Origin of the sequence: Colwellia sp. TT2012 (assembly GCF_001440345.1) — a bacterium.
In the GTDB taxonomy this organism is placed as follows: Bacteria; Pseudomonadota; Gammaproteobacteria; order Enterobacterales; family Alteromonadaceae; genus Colwellia.
In genome coordinates this window covers 26,212-45,394 of sequence record NZ_LJYX01000021.1, presented here as the reverse complement: position 1 = coordinate 45,394, position 19,183 = coordinate 26,212, and the positions used below count along the sequence as shown (strand labels likewise).

Annotated in this window: 17 protein-coding genes; 10 read left to right on the top strand and 7 right to left on the bottom strand. The window is 40.7% G+C overall.

Translation table 11 applies throughout. The annotated features are described in order from the left end of the window. Positions 1-33: 33 nt before the first annotated feature. From ASU03_RS14265 to ASU03_RS14250, 4 genes are all read right to left on the bottom strand, one after another. Positions 34-447, bottom strand: coding sequence for a YjfI family protein (locus ASU03_RS14265; RefSeq protein WP_057832468.1), 414 nt, complete (start codon positions 445-447; stop codon positions 34-36). Positions 448-601: 154 nt separating this feature from the next. Then, positions 602-2,323, bottom strand: coding sequence for a polyamine aminopropyltransferase (locus ASU03_RS14260; protein WP_057832467.1), 1,722 nt, complete (start codon positions 2,321-2,323; stop codon positions 602-604). 112 nt (positions 2,324-2,435) lie between these two features. After that, on the bottom strand, positions 2,436-3,353 hold the full coding sequence (locus ASU03_RS14255) for a DUF350 domain-containing protein (RefSeq protein WP_057832466.1): 918 nt from the start codon (positions 3,351-3,353) through the stop codon (positions 2,436-2,438). A 42-nt stretch (positions 3,354-3,395) separates the two neighbouring features. Then, a complete protein-coding gene (locus ASU03_RS14250; RefSeq protein ID WP_057832949.1) occupies positions 3,396-4,373 on the bottom strand; it encodes a hypothetical protein in 978 nt (325 codons plus the stop codon). A 141-nt stretch (positions 4,374-4,514) separates the two neighbouring features. Here ASU03_RS14250 and glnE point away from each other — a divergent pair, with 141 nt between their 5' ends. Next, positions 4,515-7,373, top strand: coding sequence for a bifunctional [glutamate--ammonia ligase]-adenylyl-L-tyrosine phosphorylase/[glutamate--ammonia-ligase] adenylyltransferase (gene glnE, locus ASU03_RS14245; protein ID WP_057832465.1), 2,859 nt, complete (start codon positions 4,515-4,517; stop codon positions 7,371-7,373). Between the two features lie 13 nt (positions 7,374-7,386). Here the strand turns inward: glnE and ASU03_RS14240 are convergent, their stop codons facing one another. Both ASU03_RS14240 and lpxL read right to left on the bottom strand, forming a co-directional pair. After that, positions 7,387-8,085: a TcpQ domain-containing protein gene (locus ASU03_RS14240; RefSeq protein WP_057832464.1), complete on the bottom strand. Its 699-nt coding sequence runs from the start codon at positions 8,083-8,085 to the stop codon at positions 7,387-7,389. Positions 8,086-8,239: 154 nt separating this feature from the next. After that, entirely contained in the window at positions 8,240-9,175 is a 936-nt protein-coding gene (lpxL, locus tag ASU03_RS14235; RefSeq protein ID WP_057832463.1) for an LpxL/LpxP family Kdo(2)-lipid IV(A) lauroyl/palmitoleoyl acyltransferase, read from the bottom strand. A gap of 168 nt (positions 9,176-9,343) precedes the next feature. Here lpxL and ASU03_RS14230 point away from each other — a divergent pair, with 168 nt between their 5' ends. Further along, positions 9,344-10,438 (top strand): glycosyltransferase family 4 protein, encoded by a 1,095-nt coding sequence (locus ASU03_RS14230; protein ID WP_057832462.1) that lies wholly within the window; start codon positions 9,344-9,346, stop codon positions 10,436-10,438. A 101-nt stretch (positions 10,439-10,539) separates the two neighbouring features. Here ASU03_RS14230 and tolC read toward each other — a convergent pair whose 3' ends face one another. Next, a complete protein-coding gene (gene tolC / locus ASU03_RS14225) occupies positions 10,540-11,919 on the bottom strand; it encodes an outer membrane channel protein TolC (protein ID WP_057832461.1) in 1,380 nt (459 codons plus the stop codon). A 142-nt stretch (positions 11,920-12,061) separates the two neighbouring features. On the opposite strand from tolC, the gene ASU03_RS14220 reads away from it, so the two are divergent. The 8 genes from ASU03_RS14220 (at position 12,062) to ASU03_RS14185 (ending at position 19,158) form a co-directional block, all read left to right on the top strand. Then, positions 12,062-12,748, top strand: coding sequence for an NUDIX domain-containing protein (locus ASU03_RS14220; RefSeq protein WP_082627290.1), 687 nt, complete (start codon positions 12,062-12,064; stop codon positions 12,746-12,748). A gap of 23 nt (positions 12,749-12,771) precedes the next feature. Further along, a complete protein-coding gene (locus ASU03_RS14215; protein WP_057832460.1) occupies positions 12,772-13,266 on the top strand; it encodes a DUF1249 domain-containing protein in 495 nt (164 codons plus the stop codon). A gap of 18 nt (positions 13,267-13,284) precedes the next feature. Continuing rightward, positions 13,285-14,115, top strand: coding sequence for a metallophosphoesterase (locus ASU03_RS14210; RefSeq protein WP_057832459.1), 831 nt, complete (start codon positions 13,285-13,287; stop codon positions 14,113-14,115). Between the two features lie 107 nt (positions 14,116-14,222). Then, entirely contained in the window at positions 14,223-14,816 is a 594-nt protein-coding gene (locus ASU03_RS14205; protein WP_057832458.1) for a YqiA/YcfP family alpha/beta fold hydrolase, read from the top strand. Positions 14,817-14,907: 91 nt separating this feature from the next. After that, positions 14,908-16,794: a DNA topoisomerase IV subunit B gene (gene parE, locus ASU03_RS14200; RefSeq protein WP_057832457.1), complete on the top strand. Its 1,887-nt coding sequence runs from the start codon at positions 14,908-14,910 to the stop codon at positions 16,792-16,794. Between the two features lie 53 nt (positions 16,795-16,847). Then, positions 16,848-17,285, top strand: a complete 438-nt coding sequence (locus ASU03_RS14195) for a hypothetical protein (RefSeq protein ID WP_057832456.1) — start codon at positions 16,848-16,850, stop codon at positions 17,283-17,285. A gap of 1 nt (position 17,286) precedes the next feature. Then, positions 17,287-18,525, top strand: coding sequence for an HlyD family secretion protein (locus tag ASU03_RS14190; RefSeq protein ID WP_057832455.1), 1,239 nt, complete (start codon positions 17,287-17,289; stop codon positions 18,523-18,525). A 255-nt stretch (positions 18,526-18,780) separates the two neighbouring features. Beyond that, a complete protein-coding gene (locus ASU03_RS14185) occupies positions 18,781-19,158 on the top strand; it encodes an ArsR/SmtB family transcription factor (protein ID WP_057832947.1) in 378 nt (125 codons plus the stop codon). The last annotated feature ends 25 nt before the right edge of the window (positions 19,159-19,183 follow it).

The following is a 19,183-nucleotide window of genomic DNA, read 5'->3' as shown; positions in this document are numbered from 1 at the left end:
GGAATGATTAAAGGTGATTTGTTTTGCTTTTAACTAAAGCAAGTATTCACTCATATCATCAATAACTTCTACGGCATTATTGCTTAATACCGCTAACTCATGTTCAACATCAATAAAATTTGACTTGATAGATAAAGCACCAAAAACTACATATTTATCACCAATTTTTGAAAATGATGACAAGGGCATAGGGATATTCATTTCTAACATGCTCTCATGCATAGCATTAACACATTCAGGTTTAACTTCATCAAGGCCCCATAAGTAACTAATGCAAATAATTTGATCTTCGGTTACCGAAACAAAAATGGGTAATTCCTCTCGGCCTAAGATACTAATTTGCAGAACATCTACTTCGCCAGATATGGGTTGGCAATCAAAGCTCATGCCGGTATCTGAATTATCTGCCAAGCTGTTTAAGTGATCGGCTATAGTATGAATATTCATGTATTTCCTATCCTTCCTTCTTTAGTGAAAAAGCCAGATGACATATTATGTCGTCTGAGTTAAATTTAACACCTTGACATATTATGTCAAGGTGTTTTATAAAGTAATTGTTACTGTTTGGTATTATTCGTTAGTCATTATCTGGCTTTAAAGGTTAATTTAAGCCTTGTTGATCTTGCCAAGCCTTTTGATGTAACTGATAAATGGTATGGCTACCCAATATATTAATACCAATATCTGCTTTGTTTTGGTAGAAATTATTAGGGAAAATAAAAGCCGCTTTTAATATAGCTAAATTTAACCATTGATGGCTAATGGGTAGCTGGTTTAGTTTGTTTAATCTGGTTAATGGGCTAGCACCATTTTTTGCGGCTATGGTCCACCCCCATTCACCAAAGCTGGGCACATTGTCATGATATTGCTCAACATGGGCAAACTTAGCTGCTGCCACTGTCTTACCAATAGCAATGAAAGAGTCTTTAGCATGATAGGGGCTGGTTGATTGGATAGCGATTAAACCATCGCCAGCCAGCAATAAATTAAGCCGAGCGTAGAAATTAACCGAATAGAGTTTATTTAGATCTGGGTGGCTTGGGTCGGGTAAATCAACAATGATGGCATCAAAGACCTGCCGGTCTTTTATTAATTTATTGATAGCAATAAAAGCATCAGCGCGATAAATAGTGACACGTTTATCTTGTAAACTTTTTTGGTTTAACTGCAATATTTGCCGAGCTAAACGTGGATTTACATGCTGCTCTGGCTGTTGGAAAATATCAATTAGCTCACTGTCTAAATCGATTAAGGTCACTGATTTTGGTTGGTATTTTAACACATCTCTTAAGGCTAAACCGTCACCGCCACCTATGATAAGAATATTTTCTTGTCGTGCTGACGCCGCCATCACTGGCGCAACAAGATAATCATGATAGATATGTTCATCAATTGAAGAAAACTGTAAGCGGCCATTTAGGTAAAAATTGATAATATTATCTTGCTCAAGCCCCATATGGCGCTCAGTAAAGGTTAACTGTTGGAAGCGAGTTTTATCGGTATGCACTACCTTATCCAGGTAGAGCAAACTATTCATTTGGTTGAGCCATTGATTACCATAGTTAAACATTAAAATAATCACCAAAGCCAATAGGCAATGTAAAGCCACAAAGGTTTTACGCCAATGCAATCGCCGCCAATAGCGCAGAATAAAAAAACCACCGGCAATAAGGTTTAAGCTAGCGGTTATTGCTGCGGCCTTACTGATATCAATACTCAGTAAAAATATCACCCAGATAGCGGCGCCAATACCGGCGCCGATGTAATCTGCGCCATAAATTGTGCCTAGGTTATTGGCCAGATGTTGCTGATGAATCTGCTCACGAATACGAGCAATCAGGGGGATCTCCATACCAATAAAAAAGCCCAGTAGCATGCCGAAGAAATAAGGACTATTAAAGGCAAGCCAACTCAATTGTTTAAAAATGCCACCTTGGGGTTTCATATCGGGTGGCAGGGATAACATGTCGGCAATAAGCTCTGGAAATATTTGCGTAATAGCAATTAAGCCGCCAATGACTAAAATAGCGCAACTGCCTAGTAAGGCAATAATGAGTTCAAGCCAGACAAAGCCATTAAAAGCACAGCGGACTTTACGTGCCGCAAAGGCACCAAGCCCCATAGAAACGATCATTAAGCCGATCATGGTATAGATAGTGCTTTCCATAACGCCTAGCACTCGACCAGCGTAATGAGAAAGTAAATACTCATAAATAAGGCCACAACCCGCTAACACCGCCATGGTTAATATTAATAAAATATCATCGAGCAGGTGGGACTTTCCTTGAGGTAAAGAGTTTTGAGGTAAAGAGCTTTGTGACATAGTGGTTAGTATTAGTTATTCTTAAGGAAGGAATTAATTAAGGTGTGATGTGCGTAGTGTTAATTGTTACCGCCAACTCTGCGTAGTAAAGCTGGCGGTATTTTTTGGTTCGTTATGCCATTAATGCTGTCAATATTAAGGCAATAGAAATACTGGTTGCCATCTCAATGCTGGCAACACCGATATTATGTTGTTGATCAACTTCTTCAACTAAATCAATACCCCAAAGGACAATACGTTTAGCTATAGCGGTAAGTAGTGCCACCAGCAGGGTCATTACTACGCCAAATACTAACCAACCAAGTAAATTAACCACTAAGGTCTCTGGGCTATAGATAAGGAAATGACTGGCCGCGGTTACCGCCAATGCTGTGCTGATCACTTGGCCACTATAACGAATTGCTAGGGCAACCTGACCATTACTTAAGGCTTCTTGTAAACAATCTTCTTGGTTGTTTTTCGCGTATTGCTTCTCCCTAAGTCGGGTGACCATAACTAACATGGTTTGAGCAACAATAAAACCGCTGGTAATGGCAATAAAAGTGCTTAGGTCTAAGCCATCAACCCAGAGTAAGACCGCGCGAATAATGATGGCGGTAGCGATGGCGCCAGCGGCGTCAATAATGCCAATGCTGAGGTTCTTTTCAAGAATTAAGGCATTTTTATCTATATGTTGTAACGCCACTTTATCATGGATAATACGGCCCACTTTTATCAGTATTAAGCCATAGCCGCCGTATGCCAACATGCCGATGGCTTCCATAGCATAGCTACTTGCCGCTTCGCCGGTAATAGCTCCAGTAAGGACAATACCAAGCGCTAATACACTACCCGCAACACTGACACCAAAGGCGAAATTGTCTTCTTTGGCTAATTCTTTGGTGCTATTTACTTTCGCGCTAATGCCTAAAAGGAAGCGCATAGCGCCTAATAACAAGATGGCAATGGAAACGTCGATGGCTAAATAAATAAGTAAGTCTGGGCTGATATTATTTAAGCTAACACCAACGAGATCGATGAATGTGTTCATAATTTTGCTGTTCCTATTCTTTTTTGATTCATGACTTATTCACTATTTCCCGCGTCTAAAGCCGCGTGAGGTGTTGGTGCTTGAATTTCTAAAACTTGAGTTTTTCCTGCTCGACTTACTGGCATAACTACTTTTCTTAACCGCATTAGTACGAAAGCGGTTGGCACTGTTTTGGGCGGTTTTACTCTGGCTTGATAAACTAGAAGAGCCAACACGGTTCTTACTGTAAGGGCTGGTGAATTTTTGTCCGCGACGACTAAAAGATTTCTTCGTGCGAGTATCGAGTGCCGTTTGTTTTTTTAATTGCCCAGGTGAGCTGTAGCGTGTTCTACCATAGTCATTGTAATAACTATAATTACGATTTCTACCCCAATCGTTATAATAAGTGCGGCCGCCAAATAAATTGCCGACCATTGAATACATGCCATACCAAGCCCAAAAGGACATACCATTACTGCCGGTTTGCCAATTGCCGTAACTAGGGTTACCAATTAATTGCTCGCCAGTGCCAAAATCTTGGGCATTATTGGCGCGTTGGCTTTGTGCTTTTGATAGCGAATTAATGCGGGGTAATTGGCCATCTGACATATCGGCTAAAACATTGAGCGGATCACTGAGGGCGTCAGAGTAGAGCACAGGATCTGCTGCTTGGTAAATATTAAGCAATTCATTATAAAGCGCTTGAGAAGAGTCAAACATTTGTGGTTGCGTCTTAGCTGTATTCACTCTATCTAAAAGCGCCTTATACATAGGGCCGTCGATTGAAGCATCTTTACGAAACTCGTTAATCAAGGGCGCTAAACTGGCTTTATTAACCATGACTTTATCAGCATATTGATTAATTAAGTTGGCATTGCGAATATGACCATTACTTAAGGCATCACCTAATTGAGATACTCTTTGTTCGGTGATAGGTAGTTGTTGTTCAATTTGCGCTTTCACAGGATCGCCACAACCCAAAAGGCTAAGGCTGGTAATTATGATCAAGAGCAATAAAAAAGGTGTTTTTAGTAAGTGCATTTCTGCCATCATCTCCTCAAAAATGCTATGTTATCGAAATAGTTAATTAATATTAGCGACAAATCATAGGCAAGTGTCAATTAATACCATTAACGACATATTATGTCTATAGGCAACGCTGCTTAATATATAGGAATTCTTGTGATCTTATCCTTTTCTGCTCTGTTAATGCAACAACAAACAACAAGTTGGCAAAATTTTATTGAACAACACAGTAAAGTATGTGACGAGTTAAGCACAGAGCAACTTAGTGCTTTTAAACAAGCGATAACCTTAAGTGACTATATTTTTACCAGTGCTTTACAAGCCCCTGAGCTTGTTATTGAGTTGTTTAAATCAGCCAGTAAAGAAAGACTACCTGACTATAAAAACCTTTTGCTTGAACAATTAGCCGATTGTATTGATGAGGCTCAATTACACCGAATACTGAGACGCTTTCGTTTACAGCAAATGGTCAAGATAGCCCTCGATGATTTGGTTTTTAATATTAGTTTAGATACCTCGTTAGCGAGACTGTCATCGCTAGCCGACGAACTTATCTTAGCGAGCTTAGCTTGGCTTAGTAATTTTTGTCAGCAAAAGTGGGGCAAGCCTACTAATGAGCAGGGCGAACAGCAGATTTTACTGGTTTATGGTATGGGTAAACTTGGCGGCAAAGAGCTAAATTTCTCCTCTGATATCGACCTTATTTTTACTTATCCTGAATGTGGTGTCACTCAAGGTTGTCGTCGCAGTATCGATAACCAGCAATTTTTCACTCGCTTAGCGCAAAAGCTCATTGCTTCATTACATCAGATCACTTGTGATGGTTTTGTCTACCGCGTGGACATGCGCTTACGCCCTTTTGGTGATAGTGGCCCGCTGGTATTGACGTTTAACGCTATGGAAGATTACTACCAAGAGCAAGGGCGTGATTGGGAGCGTTACGCCATGTTAAAGGCCCGACTTATTGGTCAGTCTAAATATCATCAACAATTATCAAGCATGCTCAGGCCCTTTGTTTATCGTCGCTATATTGATTTTAGTGTTATAGACAGTTTGCGCCGGATGAAAATGATGATTGCCCAAGAAGTTCGCCGCAAGCAGCTAATCAATAATATTAAATTAGGGGCGGGCGGCATTCGCGAAATTGAATTTATCGTGCAAGTTTTTCAACTAATTCGTGGCGGAAGAGTAAAGGAATTACAGCAACGCAGTTTGCTTATTGTGCTACCGAAACTGGTGCAGTCAGGGGAAATAAATGCTAGCAGTAAACAAGTACTCGAACAGGCTTATCGTTTTTTACGGCGAGTAGAAAATATTATTCAAGCCATAGCCGATAAACAAACACAAACTTTACCTGATAATGAACTAGATCAACAGCGGTTATTAGCGGTACTTCGCCTTGATAATTGGCCTGATTTTTTAATCATCTTAGCTAAGCATATGGAGGGAGTTCATCAAGAATTTGAGCAACTTATTGGCTTTGACAGTCCTAACCATCAAGCGCCCGATGAGCATTGGGTGACGCTTTGGCATAGCCGCTGGAGTGATGAAGAGTCTATTGCTTGGTTGGATCAAGAAGGTCTTGAGTGGCAAAGTGATAAAATTTGGCAAGTATTACACCATTTTCGCGAGGATATCGGTAAGCGCAGTTTAGGTAATCGTGGCCGACAGGTTTTAGATAAGTTAATCCCATTACTTTTATGTCGACTGCAAAAGAAAAACGAGGCAGAGCAGGTATTAGCGCGAGTATTGCAAGTCTTTAGTAAAATAGTGACACGTACTGCTTATTTGGAATTACTTTTTGAAAATGATGGTGCTCTCAAACAACTGATGCACTTATGCCAAGCAAGTAGTTGGGTAACTGATTATATTGCCAAATACCCGATATTACTTGATGAGCTTATTGATCCCGAGTTACTGCATAATCCGCCACAACTTGGTGCTTATGCGGTAGAGTTGCGCGAACGCATGCTACGCATCCCAGAGGAAGACCTTGAAGCGCAAATGGAATCTTTACGTCAATTTAAGCAATCACAACAATTACGTATTGCTGCGGCTGAAATTGCGGATGTATTACCTGTGGCTCAAATTAGTGAACATTTAACTGCTTTAGCCGAAGCCATTATAGCCGAGGTGATAAACCTTGCTTGGCAACAGATCAGTGAACGCTTTGGTGTACCGACCACCTGCTTAGATGGTGCTAAGGGCAAAGGCTTTGGCGTCATTGCTTATGGCAAAACCGGTGGGGTAGAGCTCGGTTATAGTTCAGACCTAGATTTAGTTTTTGTTCATCATAGTAGCCCCGATGAAGTCACCAGTGGCAGGGCAGACGGTAGTAAATCTGTGCCAGCAAGCCAGTTTTATATGAAGTTAGCACAACGTATTATGCATCTATTTAATACCCGTATGAATAGCGGCATATTATATGAATTGGATATGCGTTTAAGGCCGTCGGGTAATTCAGGAGTGCTGGTGGTACATCTAACTACCTTTGCCCAATATCAAGATGAAGATGCTTGGACTTGGGAACATCAAGCCCTAGTACGAGCGCGAATGATTTTTGGTAATGATGCACTTCAGCAACAATTTACCGCTATTCGACAAGATGTTTTATCAAAACCAAGAGCATTTACTGATCTCAAAAACGAGATTACTACCATGCGAGAAAAAATGCGCAGCCATTTGGATAAATCGACCGAAGTGCAGTTTGATATTAAGCAAGGTAGGGGCGGCCTAGTTGATATTGAGTTTATTGCTCAGTTTTTGGTGCTTGCTTACGCTAAGCAATATCGTGAATTGATGCTTGTTAGTGATAATTTAGGCATATTTAAAATATTATTAACATTAGGCTTGTTGGCAAAAACCGAACAACAGCAACTGAGTAATATGTATCAAAAATTAAGAGCGTTGGGGCATCAAGCGATGATGCAAAATGCCGAGCCATTAGTTCCTCGGGAAAGCCTAGTGGGGCAAGGTGATATTGTAGATATTTGGCAAAAACGCTTAATTGATTAATGAATAACAAGGATTAATAAGGATTTTCACTGGCAAGTAAAATACACTCCTCATCCAAAAACGGCTGGGGCGCACTTTCAATAACGACAATAGCGCGTTGGCGATAACAAAAGAAAATAGAAAGGCCTGATTCAAAGTGGCCCTCAATGGCTTTAGCTATCTGAAAGGTAGTTGTTAAGATGTTCTTTTCAATTCTAAAGGGGTCTTTTACCACATAATCTCGGTTTAACCACCAAATTAAATCGATACCATCTTTGTCAGAATATTCGGCAAGTTTTCGATTTAAGGTTTCACCGCGTCTAAAGGGACGAGATTCAATACTACCCTGCCAATTTTTTTTATAAGGCAGTACCACCATTTCTCTCGCTTGCAATAATTTAGTTAAGTCACCTTTTGGCTCGGGTAGGTAAACAATATTATTGCGGATTTTAGGGCCTTTGCCATCCATATCGCCGTATAAATTGGCATAAAACTTAGATAATCCAAGCGCTGCAGCATTGGTTGATGTCCGGCCTTGCTGGTAATTTTTCGAGCTACTTTTGGGCTCTTGGGACACAGAGGCGACAGTCGATTCGCTGGCAGTTATTGTGCTTTCATCACCCTTGCCTAAGGAGGCATCAAGGGACAGCAAAAAGTCTTGGTTGGCAAAAAAGCCCCAAGCCAGTACGGTCAGGAAAAGTCCTAAGATAATGTTTCGCAGCCAAAAGTTCATCGGTTAATCAACACCTTTGTATTCATTACTTTAATTATAGTGAAGTTAGCTTACTTTACGCAAAGTTTAATGTTTATACAACTGTCCTCTCTATTTCCCCTTAAGGCATTCATTGAAGAAGGGGCGTTATTTTATTAATAATGTTAATAAACAGTTAGTTATATAATGAGGCGTCTTCTGGGTTAGGTCTGGTCTTAAATCGTCTATGTAGCCATAGATACTGTTCGGGCTGAACCATAATCGCTTTTTCTAGCGCTTGGTTTATGGTGATTAAGTCTTGTTGGTCATTTTTTGTTGGAAAGTTTTCTAGCGGTGAAACCTCAACGGTGTAGCCACTATCATCGGCATTTCTTCGCGGAATCATCATCATGGTTTTAGTGTTTCTTTTACGGGCAAAAATAAGGGTACCGGTTGTGGTTGCCGTTTCTTTTACCGCAAAAAATGGCACAAAGAGGCTTTTATTACGGCCGTAGTCTTGATCGGGTAGGTAGGCACAAGCCTCTTTATTATTCAGTGCGCGTAGTAAGCCTTTAACATCGCGCTTGCCTAACATGTATTTATTGGATCTTGCTCTACCTCTGTGCTGAAAAAATTCCATTAACGGGTTGTTATGGGGGCGATAAAACACCACTAAAGGATTGTCTATTCCTGCACCTCGAGCACACATTTCTAAGCTTAAGTTATGCATGCCTAAGACAAGTACACCATTACCTTGTGCTTGTGCCGAGGTTATATGGTGGGCACCAATGACTTTTACTTTTCTTGCTATGCGCCAATTTGGCCACCACCAGCCCATACCCGTTTCAAATAAGGCGATACCAGTATTTTCAAAGTTCTTTTTTAAAATACGCTGTAGTTCTTGTTCGTCTTTCTCAGGAAAACACAGTCGTAAATTAGTCAGGGCAACATGTTTTCTTTTTGAGGCAATGTTAAATAGTAATCGACCTAAAACCCGCCCCATGGCTAGTTGTAATTTGAACGGTAGCCAAGAAATGCTGTAAAGGATAAAAACAGCTAGCCAAGTTAACCAGTATTTTGGTAATAAAAAAGATAACTTAAAATTAGGTTGTAACACGTTATTTTTGCTCAATGTATTTCTCTTTTGATCTTTATTTTAACTATGTTTGATTATACGCAAGTTAGTTTGTCTAGGGCAATGAAGTTATTTAGTACTTAAGCGGTACTTAAGTGGTACTTAAGTGGGGTTTTACCGTAGAATGGCGCCATTAAACTAATAATGGGTATTTAGAGATTTTTGATGACAACAGTGGTTAACCAAGAGGTAAGCAATAGCGAAATTGAGCTTATTATTGGCAATTCAAAACGGAATTTTTCCGGCATTACTTCAACTATGTTGCAAGTGGTCGCCTACCAAAAGGATATGATGCCATTACGCGTCATGGGAAGAAACAACTTAACTGATGCCAGTTTAGCCATTAGTTTTTGGCAAGTAGTAAAAATGTGTCAACGTCCTTTAGCCAATGGTAAGTTTCGTGTTTTTCATGCCCGACGGGTTGATGAGATGATTCAAGGCCTCGTGTTGAAATACCTTTTTAGAGCCAAAATAAAGTTGGTTTTCAGCTCTGCCGCTCAGCGAAAACGTGCTAGCTTTACCTGTTGGTTAACAAGACGTATGGATGCTGTAATCGCCATGTGTAAAGCCTCAGCCAGCTATTTAGAAAAACCGCCCAGTGCCGTCATTTATCATGGCGTAAATACTAATGCTTATGTGGCGAGCAAAGATAAACAACAAGCTTGGCAAACACTTAACTTATTAGCGCCCAACCAAAGAAAAGGTAAGCGTGGTATTGCGATTCTTGGACGCGTGAGAAAACAAAAAGGTGTCCACCTCTTTGTGCAAAGCTGCATTGCAATATTAAAAGACCATCCTGATTACACTGCGGTTATTGTTGGTGGTATTGCCGCCAAGCATGAAAAATATGCCCAAGAGCTACGTGATAGCATTGCTAAAGCTGGCTTGTCTGAACGGATAGTTTTTGTTGGTGAGCAGGACTTTACTGATATCCCTAAAATATTTAGCAGCTTATCACTTGTGGTTGCCCTGAGCGAAAGTGAAGGTTTTGGTTTAACTATTCTTGAAGCCATGAGTAGTAGCGCAGCTGTACTTGCCAGTGAAGCAGGAGCATGGCCAGAAGTTATTCGTCAAGGAATTGATGGTTATGTGGTACCGGTAAATGATTTGGCGGCAGTGACCGATAAAATGGCCTTGCTTCTGGGTGATGAAACTAAGCTGGCGAAAATGGGCCTTTCTGGTCGTCAACGTGTTGAAGAACATTATTCTGTTGAACGAGAAGCGAAAGAGCTGACTAGATTCCTAAAAGCACTGATGTAACCTCAACTCGGCATTAGCAAAGTAATAAAGACAAAAAAGCCCTAAGCAAAGGTATTGCTTAGGGCTTTTTTAATGGCTGCATAAACTAAAGCACCATGAGACTAATTAACTTGCATTAAACCCGAGTTAATAGCCGTTAAATCTTCATCGGTAATAGTACCAGCCGCCCGTTTCAATAATAAAACGTTTTGAATATAGGCATAACGTGTCGACGATAAGTTACGTTTAGCGTTATATAAATTACGGGTACTGTCTAAGACATCAACTATGGTACGAGTACCAACCTCAAAGCCTGCTTCAGTCGCTTCCAGTGCTTTTTGGGCACTTAATACCGATTGTTCAAAGGCTTTTATCGCAGAAATAGCGGCAATAACGGTATTGTAGGCATTACGTGTGGTGCGAACAACGCCGCGGTGGATTAAAGATAAATCTTGGCTAGCAAGAACAAAGCGACTTTGTGCTTGGCGCACTGAGCTTTGTATGGCGCCACCCGAGTAAATAGGCACGTTTAAGGTAATACCCACCGAGTAGTTATCGAAATAGGGCGTTTCATCAAAGTCTTGATTGAAACCTAGCGCCTCAACGCTGGTTTTGCTTTTACCGCTGCCCCAGTTACCGTTTAGACTTAAGGTTGGATAATGACCCGCACGAGCAATATTAATACTGTCCCTAGCAAGATCAATACCGACTCTCGCGGCAATTAAGTCAAGATTTTTTGCTTCAGCGGTAACTTGCCATTCATCGGCACTATTCGGTATAGGTGTGCTAGTGCTAAAACGTTCAGTGTTTAATACGCTAATATTTCTCGGGTATGTATTGGTAATTACCCGTAACTCTTCTTCTGCTTGGAAAATGGCATTTTCTGCGCGAATTTCTTCGGTAATAGCACTATCAAATTGCGCTTGTGCTTCATAAACATCAGTTATTGCCGTTAGGCCTACTGAAAAACGTTGTTTTGTTTGCTCAAGTTGGCGGGCAATGGCATCTTTTTCAGCCCGGGCAAAGACTAAATCATCTTTAGTGCTTAACAAGTCGAAGTAAGCTTTAGCTACACGAGTAATTAAATCTTGTTTGGCAACTTGGTAAGTTAAATCACTTTGATGGGCTGCTTTTTTTGCGCTACCTAAACGCAACCAGCTATCGTGTTGATAAAGTTGCATGTTTAAATTGGCTCCAAAACTGGTTGCATCAGTATTGGAGGTAGTATCATAGACAATCACATCAGAGCCCACTAGTTGAGACTGCTGTGATTCACGTTCACTAATGGAAATTCCACCAGAGGCATTAATTTGTGGTAATAATACTGAGCGGGCTTGCTCAATATCTTCTTTTACTATCATAAACTGCGCTTGTGCTTTAAGTACCACAGGATCGTTTAATAAAGCTTGGTGATAAACGCTCAGTAAATCATCAGCTTGGGCATGTGTACTGCTAAAAGCAGCGGTTATCGCAATAATTAGGGTGCTTAGTGTTTTTTTCATGAGTAAGGAATTCCTTGGGTGTATTACTCTTATTATTCATTTATGGTTATTCGTTGGTAGAGTATCCTACATGGATTTTTAAATTAACCAAATAAAATAACTGTTTACTAGTGTAACAAATTATTTTTGAACGAGATATTGGATGACAATTAATAAAGATAAACCCTTAGCTATGCTGCAATTCGATAATGAGCAGGTGTTGGTGCACTCTGTTGAAACCAAGTATCAGGGCTTTTTTAAAATGAATGAATATACCCTGCAGCATAAACTTTTTTCAGGGCAGCAAAGTCAGAAATTTACCCGGGAAGTTTTTGAGCGTGGTGATGCTGTCGTTGTTATGCCTTATGATGTCAAGCAAGATAAGCTGCTGTTAATAGAGCAATTTCGTGCTGGCGCCATCAGGGGAGAAGATAGCCCTTGGTTATTAGAGTTTATTGCTGGTATGTTTGATGAAAACGAAAGTCCAATCGAAGTCGCCATACGAGAAGCTAAAGAGGAAGCTAATATCAGCCTTAGTGCCGATAACTTACAACCGATCATGCAATACCTTTCTAGCCCTGGCGGTATGAGTGAACGTATTCATCTCTATTTGGCACATTTTGACAGTAATAAAGTCGATGATGGCCAAGTTTATGGCTTAGACGCAGAAAATGAAGATATCTTGTTACACCTTGTCAGTCGCACTAAGGCGCTAGACTTATTAGCACGGGGTAAAATCACTAACGCCGCTACTATTATCGGGTTACAATGGCTAGCAATGAACTATCAATCACTCTCTGTTAAAAATACTGCTACAAAAGCTATAGCTACTAAAGGTAGCGATTTTTAATGGCTAGTAGCTAAGAGGCAGCTATGAGTTTTTTTCCTAACCGAGCCTTGGTTAACGGGATTAGAAAAAATTACCAACCTAACTTAGTTAGCTTGATGAGCTTATGCGCCAACAATTACATGTTATTACTAAAAGTATTAGCGGATAAGACAGCGCTTGGTGACGTGCGTCATTTTTTTATCAGTGACTTGCTCTCCTATAAGGTAACAATAACAGAGGTCACTCCTTATACCTCAGTCATTTGCTTTGAGCAGGAAAGCTTACACCATAGGCTTAAAAATATTGCCAGTGTTGTTGCCAGTGCACTGCACCCTCGTATGACTATTCGTTTGTACCATGATGCTCGCATGGCGGAAGTACTTGCCACGCAAGATATTAGGCAAGTAAAACCGCGTTACGATTACCCCAATAGTCAAATGCACCAGCAAGATGAAAAGCAGCAAACTAATCAGTTTTTAAATGAGTGGTTACATTTATGTTTGCGTTTAGGACAAGTGAATGTTGAGTTGCATTCTTAAATTAGGGTCTGTTAACTTATGAACTTGACTGAAGCTCACTCACCCGAAAATAAACCCATCGTTTTGGCGCAAATAAGTGATAGTCATTTGTTTTCATCAGTCAATGGTCTGCACCATGGCCATAATGTTCTGGCCAACCTAAGAAAAGTATTATTGAGTATCTGTCATAACCGACAAATAGACTATATCATTTTTACCGGTGATTTGACGCAAGATCACAGCGAACAGTCCTACCAAAATTTTGTTGATCTCGTTCATGAGTGTGGTATCGCTGTACCTATATATTATCTGGCGGGTAATCACGATGAGCCAGAGCTATTAGCTAAGTATTTATCGAGTGCGCCGTTTTCAGCAGACATCACCATTGAACACCCGCATTGGCAAGTGCAACTTCTTGATAGTAAAAGTGCAACACCTGCAGGTTATGTCGCTGAGCAAGCTTTAGTGAAATTACAAAAGGCTATCAAAGCAGATAAACATCAGCTCGTTATGATGCATCATCATCCCATAGACGTGGGTTATTTTATTGATAAACATGGTTTGAAAAACAAAACGATTTTTTGGCAAGCTATTGATAATTTTGACAATATTAAAGCGATTGCCTGTGGGCATGTTCATAGTGCTATGCAACTCACTAAGCAAAGTAAACAAGCAGTTAAAACTGCCGATACTGCAACCGCTCAGTTGACACAGGTTAAGGCGCCGGTAACCTTGTATACTTGCCCAGCAACATCAATACAATTTGATCCTAGCGTCGATGGTGTTGCCGCTTTAGCTAAAGGCCCGGGTTATCGGGTTTTTTATTTATACCCCAATGGCCAGCTTGATAGTGATGTTATTAACTTATAAAACAGTGATTTATAAAGTAGGCTTTAGTAAATGTCAGCGTTATGGTAACTTTTCTAGGCAGGACAGCTATTTAATAATTAAAAATTCTTAATCATAAAAACGTAATAATGCAAAAAAATATTCTCTATATTCATGGCTTTAATTCTTCGCCTTTGTCGCTAAAAGCCGAACAAACCCGCCATTACTTAGCCAAAAACTATCCAGCGATCGGTTTTTTCTGTCCACAATTAGCGTCCACACCCGCTAAGGCTATTACTCAATTAGAGCAACTTATTGAACAGCACAATTATCACAGCCAATGGTATTTAATCGGCTCTTCGCTAGGTGGCTACTTTGCCAGTTATCTGGCAGAAAAGTATCATTATTTAGCAGTGTTAGTGAATCCGGCGATAACACCCGATGAATTACTGCATGACTATATCGGTGAACAAGTTAACCCCTACACCCAAGAAGTGTACCAGGTGACCGCAGAGCATATGTTGCAACTAAAAGCATTAAAGCAAAGTGCGCCAACAATTGCTGGTCAGCAAAAAAATAATTACCTAGTTATGGTACAAACGGGGGATGAAGTGTTAAATTACCAACAAGCTGTGGAAAAATATCAACATTGTCGATTAATAGTTCAAAGGGGGGGTGATCATAGTTTTATCAATTTTGATAAATGCTTAGCCACCATAACTGACTTCTTTCAACTTGATTAACCACTAATAAAATGAGCATTGCACTAGCTGCCGTCGCTAAGGCAAATACTCGCAAACCAGACCTTTTAACCGCGATTAAATTGAGTTTCACATGACTGACCAATACAATTCCGATTCCATTGAAGTACTCAGTGGCCTAGAACCAGTTCGCCGCCGCCCGGGCATGTATACCGATACCACACGACCCAATCATTTAGGTCAAGAGGTTATTGATAACTCAGTAGATGAAGCACTTGCGGGGCATGCAAAAAATATTAGTGTTATTTTATACCAGGATCAGTCACTTGAAATAATTGATGATGGTCGCGGTATGCCGATCGATATTCATCCGGAAGAAGGTGTCTCCGGGGTTGAACTTATCTTTTGTAAACTGCACGCGGGTGGTAAATTTTCTAATAAAAGCTATCAGTTTTCAGGGGGGTTACATGGAGTAGGTATTTCCGTAGTTAATGCCTTGTCAACTCGGGTTGATGTCAGTATTAGACGAGACGGTAAAGTCTATGAAATGGCCTTTGAAAAGGGCGAAAAAGTTGAAGAGCTGCGAGAAACTGGCACGGTAGGAAAACGTAATACCGGCACCAGTGTTAAATTTTGGCCCGATGCTAGCTATTTTGATACCGCTAAGTTTTCGGTTCGTCACCTCACCCATTTACTTAAAGCTAAAGCGGTATTATGCCCTGGCTTAACCATTAAATTTCATGACCAAATTGAAGATAAAAAATATCTATGGTGTTATGAATACGGTCTGACCGATTATTTACAAGATTCAATAAAAGACTATATATCCTTACCGGAACAGCCTTTTATTGGCAGTTTTACCTCTCAACATGAAACGGCCGATTGGGCGGTTACTTGGTTAACCGAAGGTGGCGAAGGGGTCGGGGAAAGTTATGTTAACTTAATTCCAACTATTGTTGGTGGTACTCATGTTAATGGCCTACGCCAAGGGCTGCTTGACTCGATGCGCGAATTTTGTGAATTTCGTAATATTTTACCGCGTGGGGTAAAATTAACCCCAGATGATATTTGGGATAAATGTAGTTATATCTTATCTATTAAGATACAAGATCCACAATTTGCCGGGCAGACTAAAGAACGATTATCGTCCCGTAAATGTGCCGCCTTTGTTTCTGGTGTGGTAAAAGATGCTTTTAGTTTGTGGCTCAATGAGCACACCGATAAAGCGGAAGCACTGGCAGAGTTTTGTATCAATAACGCGCAAAAACGCATGCGCGCCAGTAAAAAAGTAGTCAGAAAAAAAATCACCTCGGGTCCGGCTTTACCCGGTAAATTAACCGATTGCAGTAGTCAAGACCTAGCCAGAACTGAGCTGTTTTTAGTGGAAGGTGACTCTGCTGGCGGTAGTGCTAAACAAGCACGCGATCGTGAATTTCAAGCCATTATGCCACTGCGCGGTAAAATATTAAACACTTGGGAGGTTGACTCAGGGCAAATATTAGCCTCGGAAGAAGTACATAATATCTCAATAGCGTTAGGGATTGATCCTGACAGTGATGACTTATCAGAGCTACGTTATGGTAAAATTTGTATCCTAGCGGATGCCGATTCCGATGGACTGCATATTGCCACCTTATTGTGTGCCTTATTTACTCAACATTTTTTTCCACTAGTACAACAAGGTCATATCTATGTTGCCATGCCACCTTTATACCGTATTGATATTGGTAAAGAAGTATTTTACGCCTTAGATGAAGCGGAAAAAGAAGGCATTCTAGATAGACTTGAAGCCGAGAAAAAACGCGGTAAAGTTAACGTGCAACGCTTTAAAGGCTTGGGTGAAATGAACCCCTTGCAATTACGAGAAACTACCATGGATCCTAATACTCGTCGCTTAGTGCAACTCACCGTTGATGATTACGGTGAAACCATGGAATTAATGGACATGTTGTTATCGAAAAAGCGCGCCGGTGACCGTAAAGCATGGTTACAAAGTAAAGGTGATATGGCCATTGTTTAAAACTTAGCTTGATTACTTAACAAACTTAGCAAAAGAACACTGAGGAAAACAAAATGAATACTGAGTCTATTCCAGGATATTTGGCGGGAGCCAATAGTGATCCTTTAATGATCGTCATGGCTATTATCCTCGTGGTAGGCGTCTTGCTTGCGGGTGTTTTATATTTCAAGTTACACGCCGTGCCTGAACATATTGCCCACGGAAAAAATCATAGTCAAATACAGCTTATCACTGTATTAACTATTTTAGCTTTATTCACCCATAACAATATCTTTTGGGTGGCAGCCTTAGTATTAGCCGTGGTGGAGCTACCTGATTTTTTAGCGCCACTGAAATCTATGGCCAAGTCGTTAGAGATAATTGCCAAAGCTAAAGAGGGCACAGTACCACAAGCCCCTGAGCAACAAGCCCCTGAGCAACAAGCACCAGAGCAGAAAAACTCAGTAGAGAAAATACCCGCACAGCAAGTGATTAATAAGGAGAATAACTAACATGTTTGAAGTTTTTTTATGTTCACTTATCACTATTTTACCGGATTATTTATTTAGAAAATATCGCCAAGGCAAGAGCTGGGGCAAAGAAATAACCTTTTTTACCATGTGGTATGAGCTGCGCTGGGGCATATCTGCCTGTGCTATCTTAACTATCTCACTGGTTACGTTAATCTTTTATTACCACCCCTCAACCACAAATGCCACGCCCATGTTTCGCACCGTCTCGATAATGCCAGAGAGAGGTGGCCGAGTGCAGTATGTTTTTGTTGAGAATCATCAAAAAGTGAAAGCGGGAACTGCGCTGTTTAGCATGTATGATGAATCGCAAGTAGCCGCTATTGACAAAGCGGATGCAAAAGTAAAACAAGTGGAAGCAGAGTTTTCTACCGCCAATGCTCAAGTGGTTATAGCTATGAGTAATGTTGAACAAGCTAATAGTTCTTATATGCGGGCAAAAAATGAATATGACCGCAAGAAGAAGTTATCGCTCAAAGGTCTAAATATTATCAGTGCCAGTGAAGTGCAGAAAATGGCTGATACCGTAGCCATCAATAAAGCGGGGTTATCTGCTGCGAAAGCTAATCAAGCATCAGCACAAGCGGTCATTGATATCGTCTTACCGGCTAAAAGAGCCAGTGCTCTGAAAGAGTTAGATTCGTTCATTGTTGATAAGGCTAAACGCACAGTTTATGCTCATATTGATGGCGAATTGCAACAATTTGCTTTGCAACCGGGCGACTTTGTTAATCCTATGATTCGTGCTGCGGGGATCCTGGTACCAACTTCTGGTGAGGCTTCCGGAAAAGAAGCTGTGCAAGCGGGCTTTAATCAATTATCGGCGAATGTCATTAAGGTGGGTACTTTTGCGGAAATCACTTGCCTGTCTAAGCCTTTCATCATTATCCCGATGAAGGTAGCAAGCGTGCAAAGTGTTATTGCTACCGGGCAAATCAGAGCAGTTGAGACCTTATTGGATATACAAGAAAGAGCCAGACCTGGCACACTGACGGTAAAACTTGTGCCTTTATATGAAGGTGGGCTCGATGGGGTTATACCGGGCACAAAATGTATTGCTAATGTTTATAGCTATCATCATGAATTAATTAACAGTGGCACACTGAGCACGATCGAGTCAGTCTATTTACATATGGTTGATGCGGTCGGGATTGTTCATGCCATGATCTTACGAATACAAGCCTTGTTGCTGCCGGTTAAGGGCCTAGTCTTTTCCGGTTAACAGTTAACCTACCTTAGCCTGAGTGGTTTATAAGGTTGGCATCCCAGAGTCTCTAGCAGCAATGTCGCAATAGAAAGCCCTCTTTTATGAGGGCTTTTTTATGACTTCAGTAGTACATTGTTATAGAGCAAGCACGCTAAAATGAGCGCACATAATTAAGTATTTAAATTAAGCCCCTATACATATGAAAAAACATATGTATTATCTAGGGCAATGAACTGCCCAGAGCAAGTTCGAGTTAACGAGACAGAAATAATGACCACTACCACCAAACGAGTTACAGAAAGTGACTGCTTATTGTTTTTTAAAGCCATGGCTGATGATACGCGCTTGAAGATCATATTAATGTTGAGGTATGAAAGCGAATTGTGTGTTTGTGAGCTAACTCATGCATTGCAATTATCACAGCCAAAAATATCTCGCCATATAGCCTTATTAAAGCAACAGCAGTTACTCAGCGAACGAAAGTCAGGTCGTTGGGTCTATTATTCTCTGGCCAAGTCTCTTTCGCAATGGAAGCAAGCGGTGGTCCAAAATTGTTTTGATGAAAACTTACCCGTGATCGATGAATGTCTGCAAAATTTAGCCGTGATGGGCGAACGACCGGACCGTGTGCAACAGTGTTGTAATTAAATCAGCTAGTTTAGTGAATAATAGG

Bases quoted from the DNA above. Each gene is read 5' to 3' on its own strand.
- ASU03_RS14265 (WP_057832468.1), bottom strand. From the start codon at position 447: ATGAATATTCATACTATAGCCGATCACTTAAACAGCTTGGCAGATAAT.
- ASU03_RS14260 (WP_057832467.1), bottom strand. From the start codon at position 2,323: ATGTCACAAAGCTCTTTACCTCAAAACTCTTTACCTCAAGGAAAGTCC.
- ASU03_RS14255 (WP_057832466.1), bottom strand. From the start codon at position 3,353: ATGAACACATTCATCGATCTCGTTGGTGTTAGCTTAAATAATATCAGC.
- ASU03_RS14250 (WP_057832949.1), bottom strand. From the start codon at position 4,373: ATGCACTTACTAAAAACACCTTTTTTATTGCTCTTGATCATAATTACC.
- ASU03_RS14240 (WP_057832464.1), bottom strand. From the start codon at position 8,085: ATGAACTTTTGGCTGCGAAACATTATCTTAGGACTTTTCCTGACCGTA.
- ASU03_RS14230 (WP_057832462.1), top strand. From the start codon at position 9,344: ATGACAACAGTGGTTAACCAAGAGGTAAGCAATAGCGAAATTGAGCTT.
- tolC (WP_057832461.1), bottom strand. From the start codon at position 11,919: ATGAAAAAAACACTAAGCACCCTAATTATTGCGATAACCGCTGCTTTT.
- ASU03_RS14220 (WP_082627290.1), top strand. From the start codon at position 12,062: ATGACAATTAATAAAGATAAACCCTTAGCTATGCTGCAATTCGATAAT.
- ASU03_RS14215 (WP_057832460.1), top strand. From the start codon at position 12,772: ATGAGTTTTTTTCCTAACCGAGCCTTGGTTAACGGGATTAGAAAAAAT.
- ASU03_RS14210 (WP_057832459.1), top strand. From the start codon at position 13,285: ATGAACTTGACTGAAGCTCACTCACCCGAAAATAAACCCATCGTTTTG.
- ASU03_RS14205 (WP_057832458.1), top strand. From the start codon at position 14,223: ATGCAAAAAAATATTCTCTATATTCATGGCTTTAATTCTTCGCCTTTG.
- parE (WP_057832457.1), top strand. From the start codon at position 14,908: ATGACTGACCAATACAATTCCGATTCCATTGAAGTACTCAGTGGCCTA.
- ASU03_RS14195 (WP_057832456.1), top strand. From the start codon at position 16,848: ATGAATACTGAGTCTATTCCAGGATATTTGGCGGGAGCCAATAGTGAT.
- ASU03_RS14190 (WP_057832455.1), top strand. From the start codon at position 17,287: ATGTTTGAAGTTTTTTTATGTTCACTTATCACTATTTTACCGGATTAT.
- ASU03_RS14185 (WP_057832947.1), top strand. From the start codon at position 18,781: ATGACCACTACCACCAAACGAGTTACAGAAAGTGACTGCTTATTGTTT.